This window comes from Pseudarthrobacter phenanthrenivorans, assembly GCF_000813845.1.
GTDB classification, from domain to species: Bacteria; Actinomycetota; Actinomycetes; order Actinomycetales; family Micrococcaceae; genus Arthrobacter; species Arthrobacter phenanthrenivorans_B.
The window spans coordinates 26,180-50,046 of record NZ_JWTB01000003.1 but is presented as its reverse complement, the minus strand read 5'-3'; the positions used below and the strand labels follow the sequence as shown (position 1 = coordinate 50,046).

The 23,867-nt window shown below is 67.5% G+C and carries 20 protein-coding genes; 12 read left to right on the top strand and 8 right to left on the bottom strand.

Annotation, left to right across the window (positions count from 1 at the left end; all coding sequences use genetic code 11):
- Positions 1-18 precede the first annotated feature (18 nt).
- Complete coding sequence (locus RM50_RS01075; RefSeq protein ID WP_043448984.1) at positions 19-768, top strand: dienelactone hydrolase family protein; 750 nt, start codon at positions 19-21, stop codon at positions 766-768.
- Between the two features lie 70 nt (positions 769-838).
- Here the strand turns inward: RM50_RS01075 and RM50_RS01070 are convergent, their stop codons facing one another.
- Complete coding sequence (locus RM50_RS01070) at positions 839-1,600, bottom strand: queuosine precursor transporter (RefSeq protein ID WP_043448982.1); 762 nt, start codon at positions 1,598-1,600, stop codon at positions 839-841.
- Between the two features lie 190 nt (positions 1,601-1,790).
- Between RM50_RS01070 and RM50_RS01065 the strand changes: the two genes are divergently transcribed.
- From RM50_RS01065 to RM50_RS01055, 3 genes are all read left to right on the top strand, one after another.
- A complete protein-coding gene (locus RM50_RS01065) occupies positions 1,791-2,453 on the top strand; it encodes a TetR/AcrR family transcriptional regulator (RefSeq protein WP_043448980.1) in 663 nt (220 codons plus the stop codon).
- Between the two features lie 21 nt (positions 2,454-2,474).
- On the top strand, positions 2,475-3,386 hold the full coding sequence (locus RM50_RS01060; protein ID WP_043448978.1) for a TIGR01777 family oxidoreductase: 912 nt from the start codon (positions 2,475-2,477) through the stop codon (positions 3,384-3,386).
- A 111-nt stretch (positions 3,387-3,497) separates the two neighbouring features.
- The gene (locus tag RM50_RS01055; protein WP_043448976.1) at positions 3,498-4,355 is read left to right on the top strand and encodes a hydroxymethylpyrimidine/phosphomethylpyrimidine kinase; all 858 of its coding nucleotides are present in this window, start codon (positions 3,498-3,500) and stop codon (positions 4,353-4,355) included.
- 136 nt (positions 4,356-4,491) lie between these two features.
- Here the strand turns inward: RM50_RS01055 and RM50_RS01050 are convergent, their stop codons facing one another.
- Entirely contained in the window at positions 4,492-6,240 is a 1,749-nt protein-coding gene (locus RM50_RS01050; protein WP_043448974.1) for a pyruvate dehydrogenase, read from the bottom strand.
- A 103-nt stretch (positions 6,241-6,343) separates the two neighbouring features.
- Entirely contained in the window at positions 6,344-6,958 is a 615-nt protein-coding gene (locus RM50_RS01045) for a TetR/AcrR family transcriptional regulator (protein ID WP_043448972.1), read from the bottom strand.
- Between the two features lie 97 nt (positions 6,959-7,055).
- On the opposite strand from RM50_RS01045, the gene RM50_RS01040 reads away from it, so the two are divergent.
- Positions 7,056-7,358: a hypothetical protein gene (locus RM50_RS01040; protein ID WP_043448970.1), complete on the top strand. Its 303-nt coding sequence runs from the start codon at positions 7,056-7,058 to the stop codon at positions 7,356-7,358.
- A gap of 97 nt (positions 7,359-7,455) precedes the next feature.
- Here the strand turns inward: RM50_RS01040 and RM50_RS01035 are convergent, their stop codons facing one another.
- Positions 7,456-8,850 (bottom strand): MFS transporter, encoded by a 1,395-nt coding sequence (locus RM50_RS01035; RefSeq protein WP_043448969.1) that lies wholly within the window; start codon positions 8,848-8,850, stop codon positions 7,456-7,458.
- A 244-nt stretch (positions 8,851-9,094) separates the two neighbouring features.
- Here RM50_RS01035 and RM50_RS01030 point away from each other — a divergent pair, with 244 nt between their 5' ends.
- The 3 genes from RM50_RS01030 to RM50_RS01020 are packed head-to-tail and all read left to right on the top strand — an operon-like array spanning position 9,095 to position 12,238.
- On the top strand, positions 9,095-9,766 hold the full coding sequence (locus RM50_RS01030; protein WP_043449074.1) for a response regulator transcription factor: 672 nt from the start codon (positions 9,095-9,097) through the stop codon (positions 9,764-9,766).
- Positions 9,763-11,217: a HAMP domain-containing sensor histidine kinase gene (locus tag RM50_RS01025; RefSeq protein WP_043448967.1), complete on the top strand. Its 1,455-nt coding sequence runs from the start codon at positions 9,763-9,765 to the stop codon at positions 11,215-11,217. The genes RM50_RS01030 and RM50_RS01025 overlap by 4 nt, the downstream gene beginning before the upstream one ends.
- Entirely contained in the window at positions 11,210-12,238 is a 1,029-nt protein-coding gene (locus RM50_RS01020) for a TAXI family TRAP transporter solute-binding subunit (RefSeq protein WP_240471785.1), read from the top strand. Before RM50_RS01025 ends, RM50_RS01020 begins: the two co-directional genes overlap by 8 nt.
- 234 nt (positions 12,239-12,472) lie before the next feature.
- Here RM50_RS01020 and RM50_RS01015 read toward each other — a convergent pair whose 3' ends face one another.
- Complete coding sequence (locus tag RM50_RS01015; protein ID WP_043448964.1) at positions 12,473-13,984, bottom strand: XRE family transcriptional regulator; 1,512 nt, start codon at positions 13,982-13,984, stop codon at positions 12,473-12,475.
- 149 nt (positions 13,985-14,133) lie between these two features.
- Between RM50_RS01015 and aceA the strand changes: the two genes are divergently transcribed.
- Together aceA and aceB are read left to right on the top strand one after the other, a co-directional pair.
- Positions 14,134-15,450, top strand: coding sequence for an isocitrate lyase (gene aceA / locus RM50_RS01010; RefSeq protein ID WP_043448961.1), 1,317 nt, complete (start codon positions 14,134-14,136; stop codon positions 15,448-15,450).
- A gap of 217 nt (positions 15,451-15,667) precedes the next feature.
- Positions 15,668-17,320 carry a malate synthase A gene (aceB, locus tag RM50_RS01005; RefSeq protein WP_043448958.1) on the top strand — a complete coding sequence of 551 codons (1,653 nt, stop codon included), beginning with the start codon at positions 15,668-15,670 and terminating at the stop codon, positions 17,318-17,320.
- Between the two features lie 186 nt (positions 17,321-17,506).
- On the opposite strand, the gene RM50_RS01000 is transcribed toward aceB, so the two are convergent.
- Positions 17,507-18,700 carry a CynX/NimT family MFS transporter gene (locus RM50_RS01000; RefSeq protein WP_043448957.1) on the bottom strand — a complete coding sequence of 398 codons (1,194 nt, stop codon included), beginning with the start codon at positions 18,698-18,700 and terminating at the stop codon, positions 17,507-17,509.
- 142 nt (positions 18,701-18,842) lie between these two features.
- Here RM50_RS01000 and RM50_RS00995 point away from each other — a divergent pair, with 142 nt between their 5' ends.
- Together RM50_RS00995 and RM50_RS00990 are read left to right on the top strand one after the other, a co-directional pair.
- A complete protein-coding gene (locus tag RM50_RS00995; RefSeq protein WP_043448954.1) occupies positions 18,843-19,802 on the top strand; it encodes a D-2-hydroxyacid dehydrogenase family protein in 960 nt (319 codons plus the stop codon).
- A 30-nt stretch (positions 19,803-19,832) separates the two neighbouring features.
- Complete coding sequence (locus RM50_RS00990) at positions 19,833-20,366, top strand: GNAT family N-acetyltransferase (protein ID WP_043448951.1); 534 nt, start codon at positions 19,833-19,835, stop codon at positions 20,364-20,366.
- 4 nt (positions 20,367-20,370) lie between these two features.
- Here the strand turns inward: RM50_RS00990 and RM50_RS00985 are convergent, their stop codons facing one another.
- Both RM50_RS00985 and RM50_RS00980 read right to left on the bottom strand, forming a co-directional pair.
- Positions 20,371-22,551, bottom strand: coding sequence for an amylo-alpha-1,6-glucosidase (locus RM50_RS00985; RefSeq protein WP_043448949.1), 2,181 nt, complete (start codon positions 22,549-22,551; stop codon positions 20,371-20,373).
- 59 nt (positions 22,552-22,610) lie between these two features.
- Entirely contained in the window at positions 22,611-23,672 is a 1,062-nt protein-coding gene (locus RM50_RS00980) for a glycosyltransferase family 4 protein (protein ID WP_043448946.1), read from the bottom strand.
- Between the last annotated feature and the right edge of the window lie 195 nt (positions 23,673-23,867).

Sequence of the window (23,867 nt, the reverse complement as noted above, 5' to 3'; positions counted from 1 at the left end):
CTCCGCTATCCTGACCCAATGCTCATCGAAATCCAGGCCGCTGCAGGCCCTGCCGAAGCCCTTGTCGCCCGTCCGTCCGCCGGTACCGGCCCGTTCCCCGGCGTCCTCCTGTACATGGATGCCTTCGGCCTGCGCCCCCGCATCCAGGACATGGCCCAGCGCATCGCGGACTGGGGTTATGTGGTGCTGGCGCCCAACGTTTTCTACCGCGAAGGAACGGCCGCCGAGCTCGCTCCCGCAGCTGACATGACCACCCAGGAAGGCCGTGAAGCCGCCGGCAAGGCTGCGTTCCCGCGGGTCGGCCGCCTGACCCCGGACAAAGCCCTGCCGGACATCGATGCCTGGGTTTCGGCACTGGCAGCGCTCGACGGCGTCGCGCCCGGTCCCATCGGCACCGTGGGCTACTGCATGGGCGCCAGGCTCGCGGTCCGCACCGCAACTTCCCACCCGGACGTGCTGGCTGCCTGCGGCGGCTTCCACGGCGGCGGCCTCGCCACCGAAGACCCGGACAGTCCGCACCTGGGCCTGGGGAAGGCCCGCGCGAGGTTCGTGTTCGGCCACGCGGACCACGACCGGAGCATGGCCCCCGACGCCGTCGCCCGGCTGGGGGAAGCGCTGCAGGCCGCAGGGCTGGCGGCTTCCAACGGCATTTACGACGGCGCGCCGCACGGCTACACCATGGCGGACACGTCTGCCTTCCACTCGGAAGCAACGGAGCGGCACTTCACGGAGCTGCGGGACCTCCTGGACGGGACGCTGAAGGCCTAAGCCGGCCTCCCGCCGCCGAACCAGGGCTGCCGGGCGATCAGCAGCCAGAAGGGACGGCGCCGGGCGGCAGCTACGCGGCGTTTGCCGCCGCTGCCGCGGCCCGGTCCGGGACGCCGTAACTGGGCTCGCGCTTCTTGACCCAGTTGATGGCCAGCGACGTGATGGGAACGAACAGGAACTCCACCAACGTCTTGTACACGAAGCCCACCACCACGTAGTTCACGAAGCTTCCCAGGTCCGCGATGCCGATGACGGATGCCGCGATGCTGCAGAAGATCAGCGTGTCCACGAACTCGCCGGCGCCGGAGGAGCCCATCAGGCGGGCCCACAACGACTTCTCGCCGGTGCGGGCCTTCATCCGGACCAGGATCCAGGAGTTGATGGTCTGCCCGGCCAGGAATGCCAGCAGTGACGCCAACACGATCTGCGGCACGGGACCCAGCGCGCCCTCCAGCGCCGACTGCTTCGCGGCACCGTACTCGTCGTCGAAGCCCGGCAGGGCGATGACCACCCAGTAGCAGAGGGATGCGAAGACGGACAGCGCGAAGGTGGTGAAGATGGCTTTGCGGGCCACCTTGAAGCCGTAGACCTCGCTGATCACGTCGCCCAGGATGTAGGCGAGCGGGAAGAGGAAGAAGCCACCGTCGGTGACGATCGGGCCGAAAGCGACCCCTTTGGACGCCCCGATGTTGGACAGGATCAGCACCACTGCCATGGACGCCAGCATGATTCCAAAAAAGGGCGAGCCGACGGCGGCGAACCGGACACTGGAGGCAGGGTCAGCTGCGTGGACGGTTTCGGGCGCGGCACTGTGGCCGGAGGCAGGGGACATAAAGGCATCCATTCAGGAGTGGTTGGCCGGCGCCCGGAACGGGGCGGCCGGTTGTATTAGCACTCAGGCCATTCTTCCATTGCCGCTGTGGCCGGCCGGTTTCGTGTCGGCTGCCCCGGAAGCCAGGAATTGAACATGTTCAACTATGTGTGCCACACTGCTTTTGAACACGTTCAAGAATCGGGGAACCATGGCCGCCAAGAGTGAGCAGACCAGGCAGAAGGTGGCGGAGGCCGCCCTGCGCATGTTCCGTGAGATCGGGTTCGAAAAGACCACCATGCGGGGCATCGCAGCTGAGGCAGGCGTGTCCGTGGGAAACGCCTACTACTACTTCGCCTCCAAGGACGACCTGGTCCATGAGCTGTACGTCCAGGTGCAGGCAGAGCATGCCGGCCTGGCTGCCAACGCCCTGCTGGAGGCAAGCGGACTGGCTGACCGGCTTCGGGCCGTCCTCCACGCAGGACTCGACGTCATGGCGCCGTACCACCGGTTCGGGTCCGACTTTGTGGCCACGGCCATCCGGCCCACCTCCCCCGTGAATCCGTTCTCGGCGAACTCCACGTCCGCCCGCGAAGCATCCCTGGCCATCTTCAGGACCGCGGTTGAGGGGGCCCGGCCGGCGCTGCCGAAGAAACTGCGGGCCGACCTGCCGGAACTGCTGTGGCTCTGCTACCTGGGCATCACCCTCTTCTGGGTCTACGACACCTCGGAAGGGCAGCAACGGACCAGGACGCTGGTGGACGGCGCGGCGCCGCTGATCGCCCGGGGACTCGCGCTGGCCCGCATCCCGGGTGTCAGCAAGGTCCTCGACGACGTCCTGGGCCTGAGCCGCAGCATCCGCGGCGGACAGTAAGTACGAACAATGGGGGAAGACATGGGCAGGGCAAAAACGGTTGTGGTGGCGGGCGCCTCGGGCTTCATCGGCAGCTACCTCACCCGGCGCTTCGAGCAGGACGGCTGGACCGTGCGCACCATCGGACGGAAGGGGAACGGCAGCTCCTCCGCCGGCTGGGATGACGACGGCGGCATGCAGCGGGTGCTTGACGGCGCTTCCCTGGTGGTGAATCTCGCCGGACGTTCCGTTTCCTGCCGCTACAACGACCGGAACAAGGCCGCGATCCTGGAGTCCCGGGTGGCCACGACCCAGGCACTCGGCCGGGCGATCGCACGCTGCCAGGAACCGCCGTCGACCTGGCTCAACGCCAGCACGGGCACCATCTACCGTGACGCGCGGGACCGGCCGCAGTCCGAGGCCGGTGGCGAGCTGGGAAGCGGATTCTCGGTGGACGTCGCCAAGGCGTGGGAGGCAGCCCTGGAGGCGGCGGATACCCCCGGAACCCGGAAGATCCCGCTGCGGATCGCCATCGTCCTGGGCCGCGGCGGTGGTGCGCTCCAGCCCTTCGCCAACCTGGCGCGGCTGGGGCTGGGCGGCCACATGGGCGACGGCAACCAGAAATTCAGCTGGATCCACGTGGAGGACCTGTACCGCAGCATCCGTTTCCTGCACGCGCGGACCGACGTCACCGGGCCTGTCAATGTGGCGTCGCCGGATGTGGTGTCCAACCGGGACCTGATGCGGCTGGTGCGCCGGGCTTATGGCGCCCGCTTCGGGCTGCCGACTCCTTCGTGGCTGCTCCGCGCCGGAGCGGTCCTGATCCGCACCGAAACCGAACTGGTGTTCAAGTCCCGGTGGGTGCAGCCGCAGAAACTCCTGGACGCGGGCTTCGTCTACAGCCAGCCGGAGCTGGGACGGGCACTGCTGCAGATCGCCAAGGGCCGGGCCTGACGCGGGCACCGCTCCCGGCGCCCGCCCCTTGTGGTCCTGAACACTGCGGCCCGTCATCCGCTGTACGCCGCCACATGGCAGGCGTCCGACGGCGGGTGGCAGGATGGGCCCATGACTTCCGCTTCCACTGACGCAACGCTGTCCGCCGCCGGCCCCGCCGTCGTCCTCACCATCGCAGGCTCCGAAGCCACCGGTGGCGCCGGAGCCCAGGCCGACCTGAAGACCTTCCAGGAACTCGGTGTCTTCGGCATTGCCAACCTCACGTGCATTGTCTCGTTCGACCCGAAGGACAGCTGGAACCACCGGTTCGTGCCGGTGGACCAGCAGGTGATTGCCGACCAGCTGGAGGCGACGACGGCGGCGTACGGTCCGGCGTCGGGCGCGCCGTCCGCCCTGGACACCGTGAAGATCGGCATGCTGGGCAGCCCCGCCACGATCAGCACGGTGGCGTCCGCCCTGCAGGAGAACAGCTTCGCCAACGTTGTCCTGGACCCGGTGCTGATCTGCAAGGGACAGGAGCCGGGGCACGCGCTGGACACGGACCAGGCCCTGAAGGCGCAGATCCTGCCGCTGGCCACTGTCGTCACGCCCAACCACTTCGAGGCGGAATCACTGTCCGGCCTGGAGATCACGGATGTGGAGTCGCTGAAGGCCGCCGCCGTCCGCATCCACGAGCTCAGCGGCGCGGCAGTCCTTGCCAAGGGCGGGGTCCGGCTGGAAGGCCCGGACGCCGTCGACGTCTTCTACGACGGCGACACCCTGGAAGTCTTGAGCGCCCCCAAGGTGGGCGAGGTGGCCGTCTCCGGTGCCGGCTGCTCGCTCGCAGCAGCGGTGACGGCGGAGCTCGCCAAGGGAGCCAGCCCCCTGGAAGCCGCACGGACCGCCAAAGACTTTGTCACCGCCGGCATCCGCAACCGCGTGGCCTCCGGCGCCCCGTTCGACGCCCTGTGGCAGGGCGGCGCCCGCTGACCAATCCCCCATCTCGTTTTGGCCCTAAAACCCAAACGCCCCATCACTTTTCGCCGGAAAATCCGGAACGCGTCTGCACTTTATGCAGACGCGTTCCGGATTTAGGGGCAGGATCTGATGGCGGGTCTGGACCCGGTCAGCGCCGCGGGATGTTGCGCAGGTTGCTGCGGGCCATACTCACGGCCTCGCCCGCGCCGCGGTTGAGGACCACCTTGGACATGGCCGTGGCGAAGCCGATCACCTGGGAGCCGGAGATCTTCGGCGGGATGGAGAGGGCCTTGGGATCGGTGATGAGCTCCACCAGCGACGGTCCCGGGTGCGCAAACGCCTCCCGGTAGGCCGATTCGATCTGCGCGGGATCCGTGACCCGCACCGCGTGGAAGCCCAGCGCCTGTGCAACGGCCGCGTAGTTGGCGTCCGGCACGTCCACGCCGAAGTCGGGCAGCCCGTCCACCAGCATCTCGAGCTTGACCATGCCCAGCGTGGAGTTGTTGAAGACCACCACGTTGACGGGCAGTTTGTAGGCGGCGGCAGTGATGAGCTCCCCCAGCAGCATGGACAGCCCGCCGTCGCCGGACACCGAGATGACCTGGCGGCCGGGGAATGCCAGCTGTGCGCCGATGGCATGCGGGAGGGCATTGGCCATGGAGCCGTGCAGGAAGGATCCGATCAGCCGGCGGGTGCCGAGCGGGTTGATGTAGCGGGCGGTCCAGACGTTGCACATCCCGGTGTCGGCGGTGAAGATGGCGTCTTCGGCCGCAACCTGGTCCAGCAGGGAGGCCGCGTACTCCGGGTGGATGGGCTGCTTTTTCTCCACTTTGCGGGTGTAGGCGCCCACGGCCTTGTTCATCAGGCGGTCGTGTTTCTTGAGCATCTGGTCCAGGAAGCGCCGGCTCTTCTTGGCCTTGACCAGCGGCAGGAGGGCGCGCAGGGTGGGCAGCACGTCGCCGTGGACGGCGATGTCGACGTCCGTCCGGCGGCCCAGCCGGTGGGCCGCCCGGTCCACCTGCGCGGTCCGGGTGTCCGGCAGGAACTGGTCGTAGGGGAAGTCCGTGCCGAGGAGGACCAGCAGGTCGGCGTCCTCGATGCCTTCGGCTGCGGCCCCATAGCCCAGCAACCCGGTCATGCCGATGTCGAAGGGGTTGTCATACTGGACGAAATCCTTGCCGCGGAGCGAGTGGCCCACGGGCGCCTTGGCCAGTTCGGCGAGCGCCATCAGTTCCGTGTGGGCGCCCTCCACGCCGGCACCGGCAAAGATGGCCACCTTGCCGGCGTCGTTGATGGCATCCGCGAGCGCCTGGACGCTGGCCGGGTCCGGAACCAGGCTGGCGGGCCGGAACGCGGCAGGCAGCGGGGTGGGTGCCGCGGCTTCCAGGCCGGCGATGTCGCCGGGCAGGGTCACGACGGCGACTCCCCCGAGTCCCAGCGCGTGCTGGATGGCGCTGTGCATGACGCGTGGTGCCTGCTCGGCCGTGCTGATGAGTTCCGAGTACACCGAGCATTCGTTGAACAGCCGGTCCGGGTGGGTCTCCTGGAAGAAGCTGCTGCCGATCTGCTTGCTGGGAATGTGGGAGGCGATGGCCAGCACCGGCGCCCCGGAGCGGTTGGCGTCGTACAGCCCGTTGATCAGGTGCAGGTTTCCGGGGCCGCAGGAGCCGGCGCACACCGCGAGCTTTCCCGTGAGCTGGGCTTCGGCGGCAGCCGCAAACGCTGCGGCTTCTTCATGGCGCACATGCACCCAGTCGATCCCGCCCTTCGCGGCGCCTCCCGTCTGGCGGACCGCGTCCACGATCGGGTTGAGGCTGTCCCCCACGATCCCGTAGATCCGCTGCACGCCGGCAGCCTGGAGTTGTTCGATGAGCTGGGTGGCAAGTTCCTTGGCCATGGGTGGCAGACTCCCGCGTTTGTGGTGGTGTGCTGACATGGCCAATATAGTCCGCCCGCCCTGGCCGCCTTCCCAGGCCCGCTCCCCCGGAGGAACGGTCCGCTTAGCGACGCGCGGCTTGCGGCACGGCCGCTGCCTCGGCTGTCAGGGCTTCAGCGAGCAGGGTTGCGGTGCGCACGATAAATGCACGACGGCGGGTGGTGCGGTCTTCGCTGCTGCCCGCCAGGAGGGTGTCGATCTGGGGAAGGACCGGCCAGCCGTCACACAGGGTGATGACGGTGATCAACAGGTCCGCGGCGTCGGTCCGGTCGATCCCGGGCAGGACGTCCAGGACCTGGCCCACCTTGATGGCGCAATGGTCGGACCGGGTGGCACGGCTGACAGTCTCGCCGCCCCGTTCCAGACCTTCCCAGAACAGGAGCCTGGGCAGGACGCCATCGGTGGTGTGCCGGTCGAAGAGGCGTCCGGCATAGTCCCCGAACGCCCCCGGCCCCCTGCCGTTGATAGGTACTTCAGTCATGACCCGGACCATTTCGGCGGCCAGGACGGCGTCGAACAGCTCATCCTTTTTGCCGAAGTACTGGTAAATGCGTTCCTTGTTGACGCCTGCGGCCGCCGCGATGCGGTCCACCCGGGCGCCGGCCAGGCCCTTGGCGCTGAACTCTTCCGTTGCAGCCGCCAGCAGCAGCTCTTTGGTCCGCTCCGTGTTCCATGCCATGACGTCAGTCTACGCAATTCCAACCAGGTAGTTGCAATTGCTTCCGAGCGCGCTTATTGTCATTGCAAGCAAAAGCAACTAACTAGTTGGAGTTTCCATGGATACTGTTTCACAGCCCGCAGCCCCGGCCATTGCCGAGCCGTCCGCGCCCTCGTCGGCGACCCCGGCGCCGGCAGCGCCGCCATCGATCCATGTCCGCGCCGCCATTACCTGGCTGGCAATTTTTCCGCTTGTGGCGACCGGCATGATGGTGGCCGCTCCCCTGATGGAAAACTGGCACCCCATCTTCCGGGCGATGGCCCTGACCATGGTGGTTGTTCCCACGGCGGTCTATCTCGTGCTCCCGCGCCTGTTCGCCGCGCACGGCTTCCTGGCCGCCAGGCGGAGCATCCGCCGCTAGGACTCCCCCGCAACGCAAAAAGGAGGCGTACGACGGCGGCCGGGCAGCCGCCGTCGTACGCCTCCCTGGTGACCAGGTGCTCTAGCAGGCCCCGGCGCTAGACGCCGAGCCGGTCCTTGTCCTGTCCGTCGCCGGCACCGGCCTGCACCCAGGCGTGGCCCTGCTCCGCGTCAAGGTGCGTGGCCTTCTTGTTCTTCAGCGCGAAGATGTAGACCAGCAGCGAGATGGCGATCGCCACGGTGACGTAGGTGAAGAACAGCTCCTCCTGGCCGGACTTCTGGAAGGCCGCACCAATCAGCGGAACGGTCCCGCCGAACAGCGAGTTGGCGATCGCGTAGCCCAGTCCCACGCCCAGGGCGCGGATGGAGGCGGGGAACAGCTCGGCCTTCACCAGCGCGTTGATGGAGGTGTAGCCGCCCACGATCAGCAGGCCGCCCATCATCAGCAGGAACGCGGTGAACGGATCCTTGGTGCCGGCCAGCGTGGAGAGCAGCGGCCAGGTGAACAGGACACCGGTGATGCCGAACCAGAGCAGCAGCGGCTTGCGGCCCACCTTGTCCGAGATGATGCCGTACACGGGCTGCAGGAGCATGAAGATGAACAGGGCCCAGAAGTTGATCACGGACGTGTCGGTCTTGGCGATGCCGGACGTATCGTTCATGAACTTCAGGATGAAGTTGGTGTAGGTGTAGAACGCCACGGTGCCGCCCAGGGTAATGCCGATGCAGACCAGCAGCGGCTTCCAGTAGGTGGTGAACAGCAGCTTCATGGTGCCCGGCTGGGCCTGGCCGGCCACCGCCGGGGTCTTGGCTGCCTCGATCTGCTCGGCCGAGACCGTTTCCTCCATGGAGCGGCGCAGCCACAGGACCACGAGGGCCGCAACGCCGCCGATGGCGAACGGGATCCGCCAGCCCCACTCGTTCAGGTCGCCCTTGGGCATCACGTTCTGCAGGATGACCAGGACCAGCAGGGCCATCATCTGGCCGCCCACGAGCGTGACGTACTGGAAGCTGGAGAAGAAGCCGCGGCGCCTGGAGGTGGCGGCCTCGGACATATAGGTGGCGCTGGTGCCGTATTCGCCGCCCACGGAGAAGCCCTGGATCACGCGGATGAGCACCAGCAGGATCATGGCCCACAGCCCGATCACGTCCTGCGTGGGCAGCACGGCAATGCCGAAGGAACCGGCGGACATCATGGTGACGCTCAGCGTCAGGGCGGCCTTGCGGCCCTTGCGGTCGGCGTACCGGCCAAAGAACCAGGCGCCGATGGGACGCATGAGGAACGACGTGGAGAAGACGGCCATCGCTTCCAGCCCCGCCTGCAGCTCGTCCTTGGAGTTAAAGAAGTGCGCCTGGAAGTAGGCGGCGAAGACGGTGTAGACGTAAAGGTCGTACCACTCCACAAGGTTGCCGGCGGAGCCCTTCAGGATGTTGCCCACCGCCCTGCGGGTCTGGGCGGCCTCCGACAGGGGCGCGGTTTGTTGGGTGCTCATCGGTGAGTTCCTCCTGGTGGTGACGGCGGCCTCCGACGCCGGAGGGCCCCATCCACGGTATGGGTGATCCACCGCACAACCAACGCGGACGGCACTTTCCTAACACTTCCTTAGGTTTTGCAGTCCGGGTTCCCTTGCCTGTCCTGCCGGGCCTGCCGCCGTCGGGCATATCCTGGCGCCACGCGGTAATCTCACGGGGCAGGGATGAACCGGACATACAGGAAAAGCAGCAAGGAAGATGGCCATGGACGTGCTGATCGTCGAGGACGACGACGCCATGGCCGGTGCCTTGGCCGCAGCCGTCGAAAGCGCCGGGCACCACCCTCAGCGGCTCTCCCGCGGCGCAGACGCGCTGCTCTCGCACCGGGACTTCCAGGTGATCCTGCTGGACCTGGGCCTGCCGGACATGGACGGCCTGGAGGTGCTGCGCAAGCTCCGGCAGGTCACCGACGTCCCCATCCTGATCCTGACAGCGCGCGACGACGAACGCAGCGTGGTGCTGGGGCTCCGCTCGGGCGCGGACGACTACCTGGTCAAGCCGGTGAAACTGGTGGAACTGCTGGCCCGGATCGAAGCCGTGACCCGGCGGGCGGGGCGGCAGCGCGGAACACCGCGGGAGGACGTCATTGTGCTGGACGACCTTGCCATCGACCTGAACCGGCACACCGCTTCCAGGGCAGGCACGCCCCTGCCCCTGACCGCCACGGAGTTTGAGCTCCTGGCCCTGCTGGCACGCCACGCGGGCTCCGTGGTCACCCGGGAACAGATCCTGGACGCGCTCTGGGGTGATGCCTTCCTGGCGTCCTCCCGGTCCCTGGACGTCCACCTCACCGGGCTGCGGGCCAAACTGCAGAAGCCCGGCTTCATCATCAACGTCCGCGGCGTGGGGTACCGGGTGGAGGCGGCGTCCGGATGAGGCTGCGGGTGCTGGGTGTCCTCAGCGTGCTCTGCCTGGTGGTGGTCTTCCTGATCTCGGGCACCATCCTGGGTTCGGCGTCCCGCGAGCTCACGCAGGAGCTGCAGATCAACCGGGCGGCATCCGTGAACCGGCTGGCGCAGGTGGCCTTTGATGCCGCGGGCGACGGGGACACGGTGCGGCTGCAGCAGGAGATGGACACCTACTCCGGCCTGTACGGCGAGGGCATCGTGGTGCGGGTGCAGCAGCAGACCCTGGCTTCCGGCGGCCTCCCGGCGGACCGGCCCGATGTGCAGAACGCGCTGGCCCTGGCCCGGCTCAACGTCAGCAACACATCGCTGGAGCAGCTGGAGCCCTTCGGTTCCGGTCCCCGCGTCATCTTCCGTCCCTTCGGCAGCGCCAGCCAGGTCCTGGGCGCCGTGGTCCTGGACGTCCACGCCGACGCGGCCCAGCAGAAACTCCGTGAGCGATGGCTGGGCGTGGGGGTTGCCGCCCTGGTGCTGGCCGCCGTGCTCCTGGTGGGGGCCGCCCGGGTCACGGGCTGGGTGCTGCGGCCGGTGCTGCGGCTCGATTCGGCCGTGCATGAACTGGAACGGACCGGGCGGACGGGAAGCCTGCCCGAGGACGGGCCGCCGGAGCTGCGCGAACTGAGCCGGTCCTTCACCGCCATGGCCAACACCGTCAGCGCCAGTATGGCGGCGCAGCGGCAGTTGATCGCGGATGCGTCGCACCAGCTGCGGAACCCGGTGGGGGCGCTCCGGCTGCGGCTGGACCTGCTCCAGCTCGAGCTGAAGACCGACCGGGAACATGACGCGGCCGGGCGGGCGGTGGCCGAACTGGACCGGGTGGAGGAGATCCTGGATGGCGTGCTGAAGCTCGCCGCCGCGGAGCACCGGGCGTCCGAGGGCTCCCTGCGGGCGGCCGGCACCGGGCACCAGCCTCCGGCCCCGCCAATGGACCCGTTCCCCGTCCTCCAGGGGGAAATCGAGCGGGCGGCACCGCTGGCGGAGCAGACCGGCTGCCGGCTGGTGCTGGAGCCACCCCCGCGGCCGCCGGTCCTGGTGGCGTGCCACCCCGCAGAGCTGGCCCAGATGGCCGGCGAACTCCTCACCAACGCCACCAAGTACGCGCCCGGCGCCACCGTGACGGCAGCGGTCCGGCAGGAAGCCGGCACGGTCGCCGTCGAAATTTCCGACGACGGTCCGGGGCTTTCCGCCGCCGAACGCGCCTCGGCTGCCACCAGGTTTTGGCGGTCCCCACGGCATGCTTCAATCCCGGGGACCGGGCTGGGCATGACCATCGTGGGCGAACTCGCAGCCGCCAACGGAGCGCGCCTGGTGCTGGCTGACGCGTCACCGCACGGGCTGTCGGCACGCGTCCTGTTTCCCATTCCGCCGCCTGCCCGGCCGGCCCCGGGACCTGAATCCGGTGGGGGTGGTGCCCGTGCGTGAACCTGCCGCTTCGGACACACCTGGTTCGCCCGGCTGCCGCACCGCCCTGCCGGCGCGGCGGTCCGTGCTGAAGTCAGCCGTCGCCGTCGGACTCGCCGCCTGTCTGCCGCCTGCCCTTGCTGCCTGCACCGGCGCGGACCGGCCGGAGGAGCTGGTGGTGGCCGGCGGCGAACCCGGCGGTTTCTACCTGGAGTTCTCCACCCTGCTGGCGACGGCGCTGGAACGCCACGGAGTGGCGGCCCATGCCCGGGCCGTCGCCACGGGTGGGAGCCTGGACAACATTGCGGAGCTGCGGGCGGGGCGGGCCGCCTTCGCGGTGGCTTTGGCCGACGCTGCGGGCCAGCCCGGCGGGGATTCTGCGGGGATCGCAGCCATTGGCAAGGTGTATGAAAACTATGTGCATTGCGTAGTCCGGAAAGACAGCGGCATCCGGGAGCTTTCCGGGCTGGCGGGGCGACGCGTTGCGGTTGGCCAACCCGGATCCGGGACGTCCCTGACCACTCCCCGCCTGCTCGAAGCAGCCGGGCTGGGCACCTCAGCGGATGCCGCCGTCCCCGCGGCCGGAACAGCCGCCGTCGAAAACCTTGGCCTCAATGACGGGATCGCCGCGCTCAAGGCCGGAACGTTGGATGCCCTGTTTTGGTCCGGCGGAGTTCCCACCGCGGCGATCGCCGCCGCCACCCAGGAGGTGGCGCTGGCCCTGCTGGACCTTTCCAGCGTGCTGCCGGAGCTTCGCCGGCGGTACGGCGGGTTGTACGACCGCGTCCTGGTTCCGGAGGGCAGCTATCCCGGCATCCCCGCCGTCTGGACGGTGGGCGCACCCAACCTGCTCCTGTGCCGCCGCGACCTGGACACTGCCACCGTGGAGCGGACCGTCCAACTGTTGGTGCACTCTGCCGCCGAACTCATCCCGCAGTCCAGCCTGGGCGTGCAGTTCCTCAGCGCGGAAAGCCTCATCAACACCGCGGGCGTCCCGCTGCACCCGGCAGCGGGCAACGCCTACCGGACGCTCCACGGCTGACCAACGCGCCATCACCTTTGGCCGCTCAAACCCAAACGCCCGATCACTTTTGGCCGCTCAACCCAAACGCCCGATTACTTTTGGCCGCTCAAACCCAAACGCCCGATCACTTTTGGCCGCTCAAACCCAAACGCCCGATCACTTTCAACAGGAAAGTGATCGGGCGTCGGGACGAAACCGGCAGGAGCTGATCGGGCGTCGGGAGGAAACCGGCAGGAGCTGATCGGGCGTTTCCTATGAGCCGGAGTGGGCCTGCAGGAAGCTGTACACCTCGGTCTCATCCACGCCGGGGAAGGCGCCCGGCGGCATGGCGGCCAGCAGGTGGGAGTGGGCCCGGGCGGAGGGCCAGGCGTTCCCGGCCCACTGGCTGGCAAGCTCGGCGGGGGGCCGTTTGCAGCAGGTGGGGTCGGGGCAGTTGGAGGTGGCCCGGGCGGTGGTCTCCCGTCCGCGGAACCACTTCACGTGCTGGTACGGCACCCCGATGCTCAGTGAGAACTCCCCGGAGGGTGAGCGCTCGGTGCGGGCCGTGCACCAGTACGTGCCGGACGGGGTGTCGGTGTACTGGCTGTAGGCGCTGAACTTGTCCGGGACGTCGAACACGGCCCGCGACGTCCAGGCTTTGCACGACGGCTGGCCCTCGATGGCGCCGGTGTGGTCCTGCGGGAAGTTCACGCCGTCGTTCTCATACGCCTTGTAGATGATGCCGCTCTGGTGGGTCTTCTGGAAATGTGTGGTGATGCCAAGGTGCTTCGTGGCCAGGTTGGTGAAGCGGTGGGCTGCGGTCTCGTAGGACACGGCGAATGCGTCCCGGATGTCCTCCACGGCAATTTCCTTGGCCGCTTTGGCTTTTTGCAGAAATTCCACTGTGGCCTGCTCGGGCAGCAGCAGGGCGGCGGCGAAATAGTTGGTGGCCACCCGCTGGGCCAGGAAGTCGCCGTAGTTCCGCGGGGTTTCGTGGCCCAGGACGTAGTGGCCCAGGGCCTGCAGCAGCACCGAGCGGGGGTCGTGGTCCTGCCGCTGGCTCTGCGTCAGGTAAATTCTGCGGTTCTTCAAATCGGTCACTGACCGGGTGGAATGGGGCAGATCGCCCACGTGGTGCAGGGTGAAACCGAGGTGCGCGGCGATGTCCGCGATGACGTGCTGGCTCAACGGACCGGTGGTGTAGCCCACCTCCTTGAGGACCTTCTGCGCCTCAGCCTCGTACTCCGGGAAGTAGTTGCCGCGCTCCCGCATCATGGCCCGCAGTTCACCGTTGGCGCGGCGGGCTTCCTCGGGGGTGGCCACCTGTTCGTTCATCTTCCGTTCGAGCTCGTGCAGCAGCCCCACCTGGGCCTCCAGTACATCCAGCGGAAGCCGTGAACTGATGCGGATTTTGGGCAGGTCCAGGGACTCGTAGAGCGGGCCGCGCTGGTACCGTTCCAGCTCGATTTCCAGGGCGGCCCGGCGGCTGGGCGGCTCCGCCCCGAGCAGTTGGTCAATGCTGACGTTGAGCGCCGCCGCAAGGTGCTGGAGCAGGGTCAGCTTCGGTTCGCGTTTGCCGTTTTCGATCAGGCTCAGCTGGCTCGGGGCAGTTCCGACGGCGGCGCTCAAGTCATCGAGCGTCAGCCCGGCCTGCTTGCGCAGATGGCGGACACGGCGGCCCAGGGAAATGACATCAAGGTCCGTGGACGAGGCGGACGGCGGCTGGGAAACGTCCCTGTTCCAGCTTGAAGGCGACATTTCTGAAGAATACGCGAAGAACTGCATTTCTTTCCACCCTTTTTATCTGGAAAGGCGGTTGAAAGTACTGAAAAGTAGTTCACACGGAAAGAAACACTGCACCGGAAAAGCCGGTGGGAACCTCAACGGCGCGGTTCCCACCTACCTCCTCCGGAGCTCAATCAAGGAGATCAACGATGACTGCAGCATTTGAGCCCACCCAGCAGACGCCCGAACAGCAGGCCGCCGCCCTGGAGCTCGAGTGGGCCGCCAACCCCCGCTGGGAAGGTGTGACCCGGGACTACTCAGCCTCCGACGTCGTCCGTCTCCGCGGCCGCGTCTCCGAAGAGCACACCCTGGCGCGCCGCGGTTCGGAAAAGCTGTGGAAGCAGCTCACCGAGGAGCACAAGACCGGCGGCTACACCAACGCCCTGGGCGCCCTCACCGGCAACCAGGCCGTGCAGCAGGTCAAGGCCGGCCTGCGCGCCATCTACCTTTCCGGCTGGCAGGTCGCCGCGGACGCCAACAACTCCGGCCACACCTACCCGGACCAGTCCCTCTACCCGGCCAACTCGGTTCCCACCGTGGTCCGCCGGATCAACAACGCCCTGCTCCGCGCAGACCAGATCGAGTTCTCCGAAGGCATCCAGACCGTCGAGGACTGGCTGGTGCCGATCGTCGCCGACGCCGAGGCCGGCTTCGGCGGCCCGCTGAACGCCTACGAACTCATGAAATCCATGATCCAGGCCGGCGCCTCCGGCGTGCACTGGGAAGACCAGCTTGCCTCGGAGAAGAAGTGCGGCCACCTCGGCGGCAAGGTGCTCATCCCCACCCAGCAGCACGTCCGCACCCTGAACGCCGCCCGCCTGGCAGCCGACGTCGCCGGAACCCCCACCGTCGTCATCGCCCGCACAGACGCCGAGGCAGCCACCCTGATCACCTCGGACGTCGACGAACGGGACCAGGAATTCATCACCGGCGAGCGCACACCCGAGGGCTTCTACAAGGTCCGCAACGGCATCGAACCCTGCATTGCCCGCGCCAAGGCCTACGCCCCGTACTCCGACCTCATCTGGATGGAAACGGGCACCCCGGACCTGGAGCTGGCCCGCAAGTTCGCCGAATCCGTCAAGGCCGAGTTCCCGGACCAGATGCTCTCCTACAACTGCTCGCCCTCGTTCAACTGGCGCAAGCACCTGGACGACGACACCATTGCCAAGTTCCAGCGTGAACTCGGCGCCATGGGCTTCACGTTCCAGTTCATCACCCTGGCCGGCTTCCACGCCCTGAACTACTCGATGTTCGACCTCGCCCACGGCTACGCCCGGGAAGGCATGAGCGCCTACGTCGAACTCCAGGAAAAGGAATTCGCCTCCGAGTCCCGCGGCTACACCGCAACCAAGCACCAGCGCGAAGTCGGCACCGGCTACTTCGACACCATCTCCACGGCGCTCAACCCGAACGCGTCCACCCTCGCCCTCGTGGGATCCACCGAAGAGGGCCAGTTCCACTAACACTTACGACGGCGGCGCTTCCGTCCGGCCTTCGGACCGGCATCGCTCTGCCTGCTATTCCCCACGTCCGGCCTTGGGCTCGTAGAACTCGCCGAGGCCGGACGCAGGGCCCCTTTTACGCAGGCTGCCGCGACACCGGCTCCTCGGCCTCGTGCCCAAGTCGCCACCCTGCCGCTACCCGCCGTCGAACTTCCCTTTCGTCTTTAAGGAGACTGAGATGAACAGCTTTACCGATAGCTTTACGATCAATGGCATTACTCTCACCGCACAGCCGATTTGCCGGCAGAATGAGGTGCTGACCCCGGACGCGCTGGAGTTCATTGCCAAGCTGCACCGGGCCACCGCCGAGCGGCGGCAGGAGCTGCTGCAGGCACGGCGTACCCGGCGTGCCGACATCGCCGCCGGCGCCGACCCCCGCTTCCTGCGGGAGACCGAGCACATCCGCAACGATCCGTCCTGGCGGGTTGCTCCCCCGGCCCCCGGCCTGGAGGACCGCCGCGTGGAGATCACCGGTCCGGTGGACAAGAAAATGACCATCAACGCCCTGAACTCCGGCGCCAAGGTATGGCTCGCTGACATGGAGGACTCCTCCACCCCCACCTGGCGGAACGTCATCAAAGGCCAGCTGAACCTCACCGACGCACTGGAGCGCCGGATCGACTTCACCAGCGAAGAGGGCAAGGAATACAAGCTGAAGCCCGCCGGTGAACTCCCCACCATCGTGGTCCGGCCCCGCGGCTGGCACCTGCCGGAGAAGCACATGCTCATTGACGGCCAGCCGATCGCCGGCGGGATCGTGGACTTCGGCCTGTTCTTCTTCCACAACGCCCGCCGCCTGCTGGCCCAGGGCAAGGGACCGTACTTCTACCTGCCGAAGATCGAGAACCACCTCGAGGCCCGGCTGTGGAACGACATTTTCATCCTGGCCCAGGACCTGCTCGGCATCCCGCAGGGCACCATCCGCGCCACGGTGCTGATCGAGACCATCACCGCCGCGTTCGAAATGGAGGAGATCCTCTACGAACTGCGCGACCACGCCTCGGGCCTGAATGCCGGCCGCTGGGACTACATCTTCTCGCTCATCAAGAACTTCCGCACCCGCGGCCCCCGTTTCGTCCTCCCGGACCGCGGCCAGGTGACCATGACGCAGCCGTTCATGCGTGCCTACACCGAACAGCTCGTGCGGGCCTGCCACAAGCGCGGCGCCATGGCCATCGGCGGCATGGCTGCAGCAGTTCCCAACCGCAAGGACCCGGAAGCCAACGCCAACGCCCTCGAAAAGGTGCGGGCGGACAAGACCCGCGAGGCCAACGACGGCTTCGACGGCTCCTGGGTGGCGCACCCGGACCTGGTGCCCGTGTGCCGTGAGGTGTTCGACGGCGTCCTGGGCAGCAAGCCCAACCAGCTGGACCGGCTCCGCGAGGACGTCACCCCGGACGACCGCGCCCTGATCGACGTTGCCGCCACCACCGGCACCATCACCGAGCAGGGCATCCGGAACAACATCGAAGTGGGCATCCGTTACATCGAGTCCTGGCTGCGCGGCAACGGCGCGGTGGCCATCCACAACCTCATGGAGGACGCCGCCACCGCCGAAATCTCCCGCTCCCAGCTCTGGCAGTGGATCTACGCCCGGGCCATCACCGACCACGGAGAGATCATCAGCCACGAGTGGGTGGAGGAACTCCTGGACGAGGAATTCGCCCGGCTGGAGCGATTCGACGGCGACCGGTTCGAGGACGCCCGCGACATCTTTGAAGAGGTCACGCTGAGCCGCGAGTTCCCGTCCTTCCTTACCCTCCCCGCCTACGCCCGCTACCTGACCGAGGCCCGTGAAAAGGCCACGGTCGAGGAGCTGGCCGCGGCATAGCAAGACTTCCGTCCGCCGGGCCGGCACGCCCTTCGCAACAGGCCCCCCGAAATCCGGGGCGCCGGCCCGGCGACGGAGCACCACCCACAACGCCCGCCCACTTTCCCCAGGAATGTGGGCGGCGTTGTCGTGTTTATTGCGCTAAGTGAGCGGGCGTCCAGGGAACGTACGACGACGGCCCTCGCCTCAGCGCCCTTTCGGCACCTTCCGGACGGACAGGGTGGTGCTGACGAAGAAGGTCAGCACGGAAGCCAGGATGACCAGCAGTGCCGGCGTCCACGATCCGGAGCTGTCATGGACGAAGCCCACGAGCGGCGGCGCGACGGCGGCGAGGCAGTAGCCCAGGCCCTGCACCGTAGCCGACATCCGCCCCGCGGAGGCCTGGTCGCGGGCGAGCTTGATGATGGCGATGAAGATCAGGGTGATGCCGCCGCCCTGGGCAATCCCGCCGGAGGTGGACCACAGCCACCACAGCTGCGGCAGGAAGAGCAGCCCCACGGGAACGGCAAGCCACAGCGTGCCCAGGGTGACCGCCACCGCCGTCGTACTCATGTACTTGGCCGCAAAGGGCACCCCAAGGCCGCCCACAATGGCCAGGATCTGGAAGATCGAGGACGCGGCGCCGGCCTCGGACGTGGACATGGCCAGCTCGTCGTGCAGGTAGCTGGGCAGCCACGCCGTAACGCCGTAGTAGGAAAACGCCTGGCCGCCGAATCCTGCGGTGAGCCCGAATGTGGTCCAGCCCGAGCCGGAAACCCGGGCCGCTGCCACCCCTGCCCCGTCCCCGCCGTCCACCAGGAATGCGGTCCGCGGCCCCACGGCCAGGACCCACACCGCCACCGCGGCCACGGCCAGGAGCGCCACGGACGCGAGGGCAACCCGCCAGCCCGTCAGGGACGCCAGCGGGGCCATGGCCACTGAGGTCAGGAACGAGCCGATGTTCAGGGCGGCGGTGTAGATTCCCATCGCTGTCCCCTGCCGCCGCGGGGCAAAATCGCGGCGGATGATCAGCGGCACCGCGATGTTGCCCACCGTGATGGCCACACCGATGACCACCGTTCCGGCCACCACCAGCACCGGTCCTCCCGCAGAGCGGACCAGCACCCCGGCGAGCACGCCCAGGATGGTCAGCGTGACGGCGAACTCGGCGCCGAACTTCCGGGCTGCCAGGGAGGCCAGAGGTGCGGCGAGCGAGAAGCAGAGCACGGGGATGCTGGTCAGCAGTCCCAGCAGGACCGGCGAAAAGTGCAGTTCCGCCTGCATCGGGCCCACCAGGGGCGCGACGGCCACGAACGGGCCGCGGAGGTTCAGCGCCAGCAGGCCGATGCAGGCCAGCAGGACCCAGCTCTTCGGGACGCGGGACAGGACGCGGCCGCTCACAGCGGCAAAATCGGGAATGGGCGTGGATTCATCACTTCCATTGCTATCACGCCCCGCGGTGCTGGAGTTTCAGGCGCCCTGTCCGCCGGCGCTGCCATACGATGAACCTGAGCCCAGGACGAAGCACCCGCGGAGGATACCCATGACGCACCGCCTTGCCATCCTCGACGACTACCAGGACGTGGCCAACGGCTTCGCCGACTTCGCGGCCCTGGAGGCTGAGGGAGTGGCCGTCACCTCCTACCGCGAGCCGTTCCCTTCCCGGGACGCCCTGGTCTCGGCGCTGGCAGACACCACCATGGTGATCGCCATGCGCGAGAGGACGGCGTTCCCGCGCGAGGTGTTCGAGAAGCTGCCCGCACTTGAGCTGCTGGTCACCACCGGAATGGCCAACGCCGCGATCGACCTCGCTGCCGCAGCCGAGCACGGAGTGACCGTGTGCGGCACCGCGGGCTCACCCACGGCCGCACCGGAACTGACCTGGGCCCTGCTGCTCGCCATCGCGCGGCACCTCCCGGCGGAAGAGAACTCCCTCCGGGCCGGAACGTGGCAGTCAACGGTCGGCGTGGAGCTCGCCGGGAAGACCCTGGGCATCGTGGGGCTGGGAAAGATCGGGCGGCGGATCGCGGCCTACGGCCAGGCCTTCGGAATGGACGTGGTGGCCTGGAGCCAGAACCTGACCGCGGACGCTGCCGCCGACGCCGGAGCCCGGCTGGTCTCCAAGGAGGAACTCTTCACCGTCGCCGACGTCGCCACCCTCCACCTGCGGCTCTCCCCGAGGTCGGAGAACACAGTAGGCGAGGCCGAGCTGCGCCTGCTGGGCCCCGAAGGCATCCTGGTGAACACCGCCCGCGGTCCCCTGGTCGACCAGGATGCCCTGGTCAAGGCCCTCACCAACGGATGGATCCGCGGCGCCGCCCTGGACGTCTTCGACCAGGAACCCTTGCAGGCCGGGCACCCGCTCCTTGCCGCCCCGAATACCGTGTTGTCCCCCCACCTTGGCTACGTCACGCAGGAAAGCTACCGCCAGTTCTACGGCGGCGCCCTGGAGGACATCACCGCGTGGCTGGCCGGCTCCCCCATCCGCAAAATCACCGCCTGAGCGGGGAAGAACCGACCCGGAAGAAGCACCATGACCCACACCATCCGCAAAGCAACAGCAGACGACGCCGGCCGCCTCGCCGAGCTGGCGGCCGTCACCTTTCCGCTGGCCTGCCCGCCGTCGTCGTCGCCTGACGACATTGCCGCCCACCTGGCCAACACGCTCAGCGAAGACCACTTCAACGAATACCTGGCGGATCCGGACATCACGATCCTGGCGATCGACGCAGACGGGGACCTCACCGGCTACAGCCTCCTGGTGAACAGGCCCGCCACGGACCCGGACGTTGCCTCCGTCCTGTCCCTGCTGCCCTCCGTGGAAATCAGCAAATGCTACGTCCACCCCGACTACCACGGGCTTGGCGCCGCCGCTGAGCTGATGCACGCAAGCCTGGAGGCGTCCGCCGCGCTGGGCGGCGCGGGAGCCTGGCTGGGGGTCAACAGCCAGAATGCCCGCGCCATCCGCTTCTACGAAAAATCGGGCTTCCGCAAAGTGGGAACCAAGTCCTTCCGGCTGGGCAGCACGGTGGAACATGACTTTGTACTGGAGCGGCCCCTGCCGTAGCCTCTCAGGCTTCCGGTTGATGCAGCCGTCGGATGTCCGGGCCTGCCATCGACTCTTCCAGAGGGTAGGCCAGCGGCGGGCGCGGTTCATCCAGCAGTTTCAGGCCCGGCGGCAGTCCGTCGATGGTGCCGCTGGAGCCTGTGGCACTGATGGTCACCCTGCTGGTGTCCAGCAGGACATTTTCAGCCCGGAAGGTTCCCACGGACTCCGGCAGGATCGGCGCCAGATGCACCACCCGGCGGGTGAAGACGGGGTCGAACCGCAGCAGGATCCGTGCGAGCTGCACAGGGGCCGCCGCCGCCCACGCCTGCGGGGAGCACGCGGTGGGATACGGAACAGGGCCTGGGAACTCGCCGCGGTCGAACCCGCAGAACAGTTCCGGCAGCCGGCCATCAAAGTGCCGGGCTGCGTCGAGGATGCCCAGCGCCACCCGTTTCGCCTCGTCTACGAACCCGTAACGCATCAGCCCCGTAGCCACCAGTGCGGTGTCGTGTGGCCACACTGAGCCGTTGTGGTAGCTGACCGGGTTGTAGGCGCCCATGTCGGAGGCCAGCGTGCGGATGCCCCAGCCGGTGAACATCTGAGGGGACATCAGGTTTTCCATGACGGACACGGCTTTGTCCTCGTCCACGATGCCCGTCCACAGGCAGTGGCCGATGTTGGACGTCAGCGCATCGACGTGCCGTTTGTCCTTGTCCAGTGCCACCGCAAAGTAACCCTTGTCCGGCAGCCAGAACTTCCGGTTGAACTCCTCCTTGAAGGCTGCGGCCTTGTCGGCCCAGTGCTTTTCCAGGTCCGGGTCCCCGGTCCAGTGGGCCAGCAGCGACCTGCCGAGGTAGGCAGCATAGACATAGGCCTGGACCTCGCAGAGCGCGATGGGGGCTTCCGCGATGGTCCCGTCCGCAAAGTTGATGCCGTCCCAGGAGTCTTTCCAGCCCTGGTTGACCAGGCCGTGGTCGTTGGGCCGGAGGTACTCCACGAAGCCGTCGCCGTCGCGGTCGCCGTATTTTTCGATCCATTCCAGGGCCCGGTCGGCGTGCGACAGGAGCGGCTGGATCGCGTCGCGGGACAGTCCCCACCGGCTCAGCTCGCCCAGGGTTGCCACGAAAAGCGGGGTTGCGTCGGCCGTGCCGTAGTACGCGGTGCCGCCCAGCGACAGGCCCGCAGTGACGCCCAGCCGGACCTCGTGCGGAATGCGTCCGGGTTCCTCTTCGGAGTCCACGTCCACTTTCTTCCCCTGGATCCCGGCCAGGGTCTGCAGCGTGCCCAGAGCGAGATTGGGGTTGACCATCATGCTCATGTAGGACGTCAGCAGCGAATCCCGCCCGAACAGCGCCATGAACCAGGGCGCACCCGCCGCGACTGCCGCGCGGTTGGGGTGGTGGGCATCGAAGATCCTCAGGGCACCGAGGTCACTTTGGCTGCGGTTGAGCACGTTCTGGAAACTGGTGTCCTCGATGCTGATCCGCGGCACGTTCTCCTCCCAGGCCAGGTGGCGCCGCACGCCCTCGCGGTGGTGCGGCAGCTGGCCCTCCGTGAAGGGCTTTTCCGGGGCCTCCCCGTTGACCAGCGGCACCACAATCACGCTGGTGCTCCACTTGCCGCGGGCCGGGACGGTAACGCGGAAGCGGAGTCCGTCGGTGCCCACCTCCGCATCCTTGGCCCCGATGGCGGAGCCGCGTTGCTGGCCGTGGCGGGATGCTTCGATGATGAGCTTTCCGTCCACCACACTGCGGGTGGTGTCATCGGGGCCCGTGGTCCGGCCGCCTTTCACTTCGAAGAGGTCGGCCTGGTCCGCGTCCACAAGCAGCTCGATGTCGCATTCAACGGGTTCCGCTGCGTAATTCTCCAGGATGATGTCGTCCTGCAGGCCCGGTCCGATGTGGCGGACCTGGCGGACCACCAGCGGACTGTCGAACCGGCCTCCCGGCCACGTGGCGCGGCCAACGAAGGTTGCTTCGAAAGGCTGGGCCTTCTGGGCCGACAGCGGTTCGCGCCGTGAGCCGTTGATCCGCAGCACCCAGCCCGAGACGATCCGGGTGTCCTGGTAAAACGCGCCGTTCGTGCCGCCGTCAGCACTGATGTCGCCGGTTCCTGCAGAAATGCAAAACGAGGAGCCTTCCAGCACGGTGACGGCACCAACATCCGAGCCGGAGGCCTCATTGTCTTCGTTCCAGGCGGTCATGGAAGGACTCCCTTCTCAGTCTGGATGCTGCCGGGGAGCCCGATGCCCGCCCGTGCCCCTTAACGATTCTGGTGCACCGGCGGAGTAACCGGAACCCCTCCCGGCAATCTCCCGGCCAGCAGGTCGTCAAAGAGCCTGAGGTGCTGCGCCACCATCCGCTGGGCACTGAACCGTTCCTTCACTGACGCACGGCAGCGTTCCCGGCTGAGGGACGCGGCCGCCTCGACGAAGCCCGGCAGTTCCTCGGTCTTTCCGAGGAAGCCCGTACGGCCGTGTTCCACGATCTCAGGGGCTGAGCCGATCCTCGTGCCGATGACGGGGGTTCCGGTGGCCAACGCCTCGATCATGACCAGGCCGAAGGGTTCCGACCACTGGATGGGGTTCAGGAAGGCGGTGGCCTCGCCCATCAAGCGGTACTTCTCGGCATCGTCGACTTCCCCTACGAAGTCCTCGTTGGGACCGAGCATCGGTTCGATGACTTCCCGGAAATAGCGGATCTCATCCGGCTCCCGCATCTTGACGGCGATCTTGAGGTGCATGCCCACCTCCCGGGCGACGGTGATGGCCTCGAACAACCCCTTGTCCTGGCAGGCGCGCCCCACAAAGCAGAGATAGCCACCGCGGCCATTGCCTACGGGAACCGCGGAAACGTCCATGCCGTGGTGGATCACCTGGGTCACGGGGACCTCCGGGGCATGCGACGCCTGGTCACGGGAGATCGCCACAATGGCCACGTCCTTCGCCATGGCCCGGTAGAGGTCCTCTGCATCCTGGTGGAGCGGACCGTGGATGGTGGTCACCACGGGGATGTTGGCCGGCCGGCGTGCATAGAGCGGTCCCGCCAGGGTGTGGTCATGGATCAGGTCCACATCCCTGAGCCCGTCGTAGGCCCGGATCACGTGGCTGAGCTCGGACATGGTCAAGCCGAGCTCATCCCGGCATGCCGGCCGCATCCCCTTTACCAGCGGCACGGGGCAGGTGCTTTCGGACGGCGCCGCGAGCAGGACCTCGTGTCCGGCCTCTGCGAAGCCGCGCGCCAGGGTGTCCACCACCCTTTCGATGCCGCCGTACGTCAGCGGGGGAATGGGAATCCATGGTCCGGCAATAAGTCCAATACGCATATCTGGCCTCCAGGGCACGAGGCCCGGACTCCCAGCTGCCAGGCACTTCCCGCCACGGAAAGTGCAATCCCGTGGTGGTCTAGGTTTGTGGCGACTGCTTCACCTACTTCAGAACTATTGCCCACCATGGCCTGCGCCACAAGACCTGTTTGTGGGGCATGTCATAGCGGGCGGCCGGAATTGCCGCAGCAACGC

What these genes read in the sequence shown, in the direction of transcription:
- RM50_RS01075 (WP_043448984.1), top strand. Translation starts at nt 19, where the DNA reads ATGCTCATCGAAATCCAGGCCGCTGCAGGCCCTGCCGAAGCCCTTGTC.
- RM50_RS01070 (WP_043448982.1), bottom strand. Translation starts at nt 1,600, where the DNA reads ATGTCCCCTGCCTCCGGCCACAGTGCCGCGCCCGAAACCGTCCACGCA.
- RM50_RS01065 (WP_043448980.1), top strand. Translation starts at nt 1,791, where the DNA reads ATGGCCGCCAAGAGTGAGCAGACCAGGCAGAAGGTGGCGGAGGCCGCC.
- RM50_RS01060 (WP_043448978.1), top strand. Translation starts at nt 2,475, where the DNA reads ATGGGCAGGGCAAAAACGGTTGTGGTGGCGGGCGCCTCGGGCTTCATC.
- RM50_RS01055 (WP_043448976.1), top strand. Translation starts at nt 3,498, where the DNA reads ATGACTTCCGCTTCCACTGACGCAACGCTGTCCGCCGCCGGCCCCGCC.
- RM50_RS01050 (WP_043448974.1), bottom strand. Translation starts at nt 6,240, where the DNA reads ATGGCCAAGGAACTTGCCACCCAGCTCATCGAACAACTCCAGGCTGCC.
- RM50_RS01045 (WP_043448972.1), bottom strand. Translation starts at nt 6,958, where the DNA reads ATGGCATGGAACACGGAGCGGACCAAAGAGCTGCTGCTGGCGGCTGCA.
- RM50_RS01040 (WP_043448970.1), top strand. Translation starts at nt 7,056, where the DNA reads ATGGATACTGTTTCACAGCCCGCAGCCCCGGCCATTGCCGAGCCGTCC.
- RM50_RS01035 (WP_043448969.1), bottom strand. Translation starts at nt 8,850, where the DNA reads ATGAGCACCCAACAAACCGCGCCCCTGTCGGAGGCCGCCCAGACCCGC.
- RM50_RS01030 (WP_043449074.1), top strand. Translation starts at nt 9,095, where the DNA reads ATGGACGTGCTGATCGTCGAGGACGACGACGCCATGGCCGGTGCCTTG.
- RM50_RS01025 (WP_043448967.1), top strand. Translation starts at nt 9,763, where the DNA reads ATGAGGCTGCGGGTGCTGGGTGTCCTCAGCGTGCTCTGCCTGGTGGTG.
- RM50_RS01015 (WP_043448964.1), bottom strand. Translation starts at nt 13,984, where the DNA reads ATGCAGTTCTTCGCGTATTCTTCAGAAATGTCGCCTTCAAGCTGGAAC.
- aceA (WP_043448961.1), top strand. Translation starts at nt 14,134, where the DNA reads ATGACTGCAGCATTTGAGCCCACCCAGCAGACGCCCGAACAGCAGGCC.
- aceB (WP_043448958.1), top strand. Translation starts at nt 15,668, where the DNA reads ATGAACAGCTTTACCGATAGCTTTACGATCAATGGCATTACTCTCACC.
- RM50_RS00995 (WP_043448954.1), top strand. Translation starts at nt 18,843, where the DNA reads ATGACGCACCGCCTTGCCATCCTCGACGACTACCAGGACGTGGCCAAC.
- RM50_RS00990 (WP_043448951.1), top strand. Translation starts at nt 19,833, where the DNA reads ATGACCCACACCATCCGCAAAGCAACAGCAGACGACGCCGGCCGCCTC.
- RM50_RS00985 (WP_043448949.1), bottom strand. Translation starts at nt 22,551, where the DNA reads ATGACCGCCTGGAACGAAGACAATGAGGCCTCCGGCTCGGATGTTGGT.
- RM50_RS00980 (WP_043448946.1), bottom strand. Translation starts at nt 23,672, where the DNA reads ATGCGTATTGGACTTATTGCCGGACCATGGATTCCCATTCCCCCGCTG.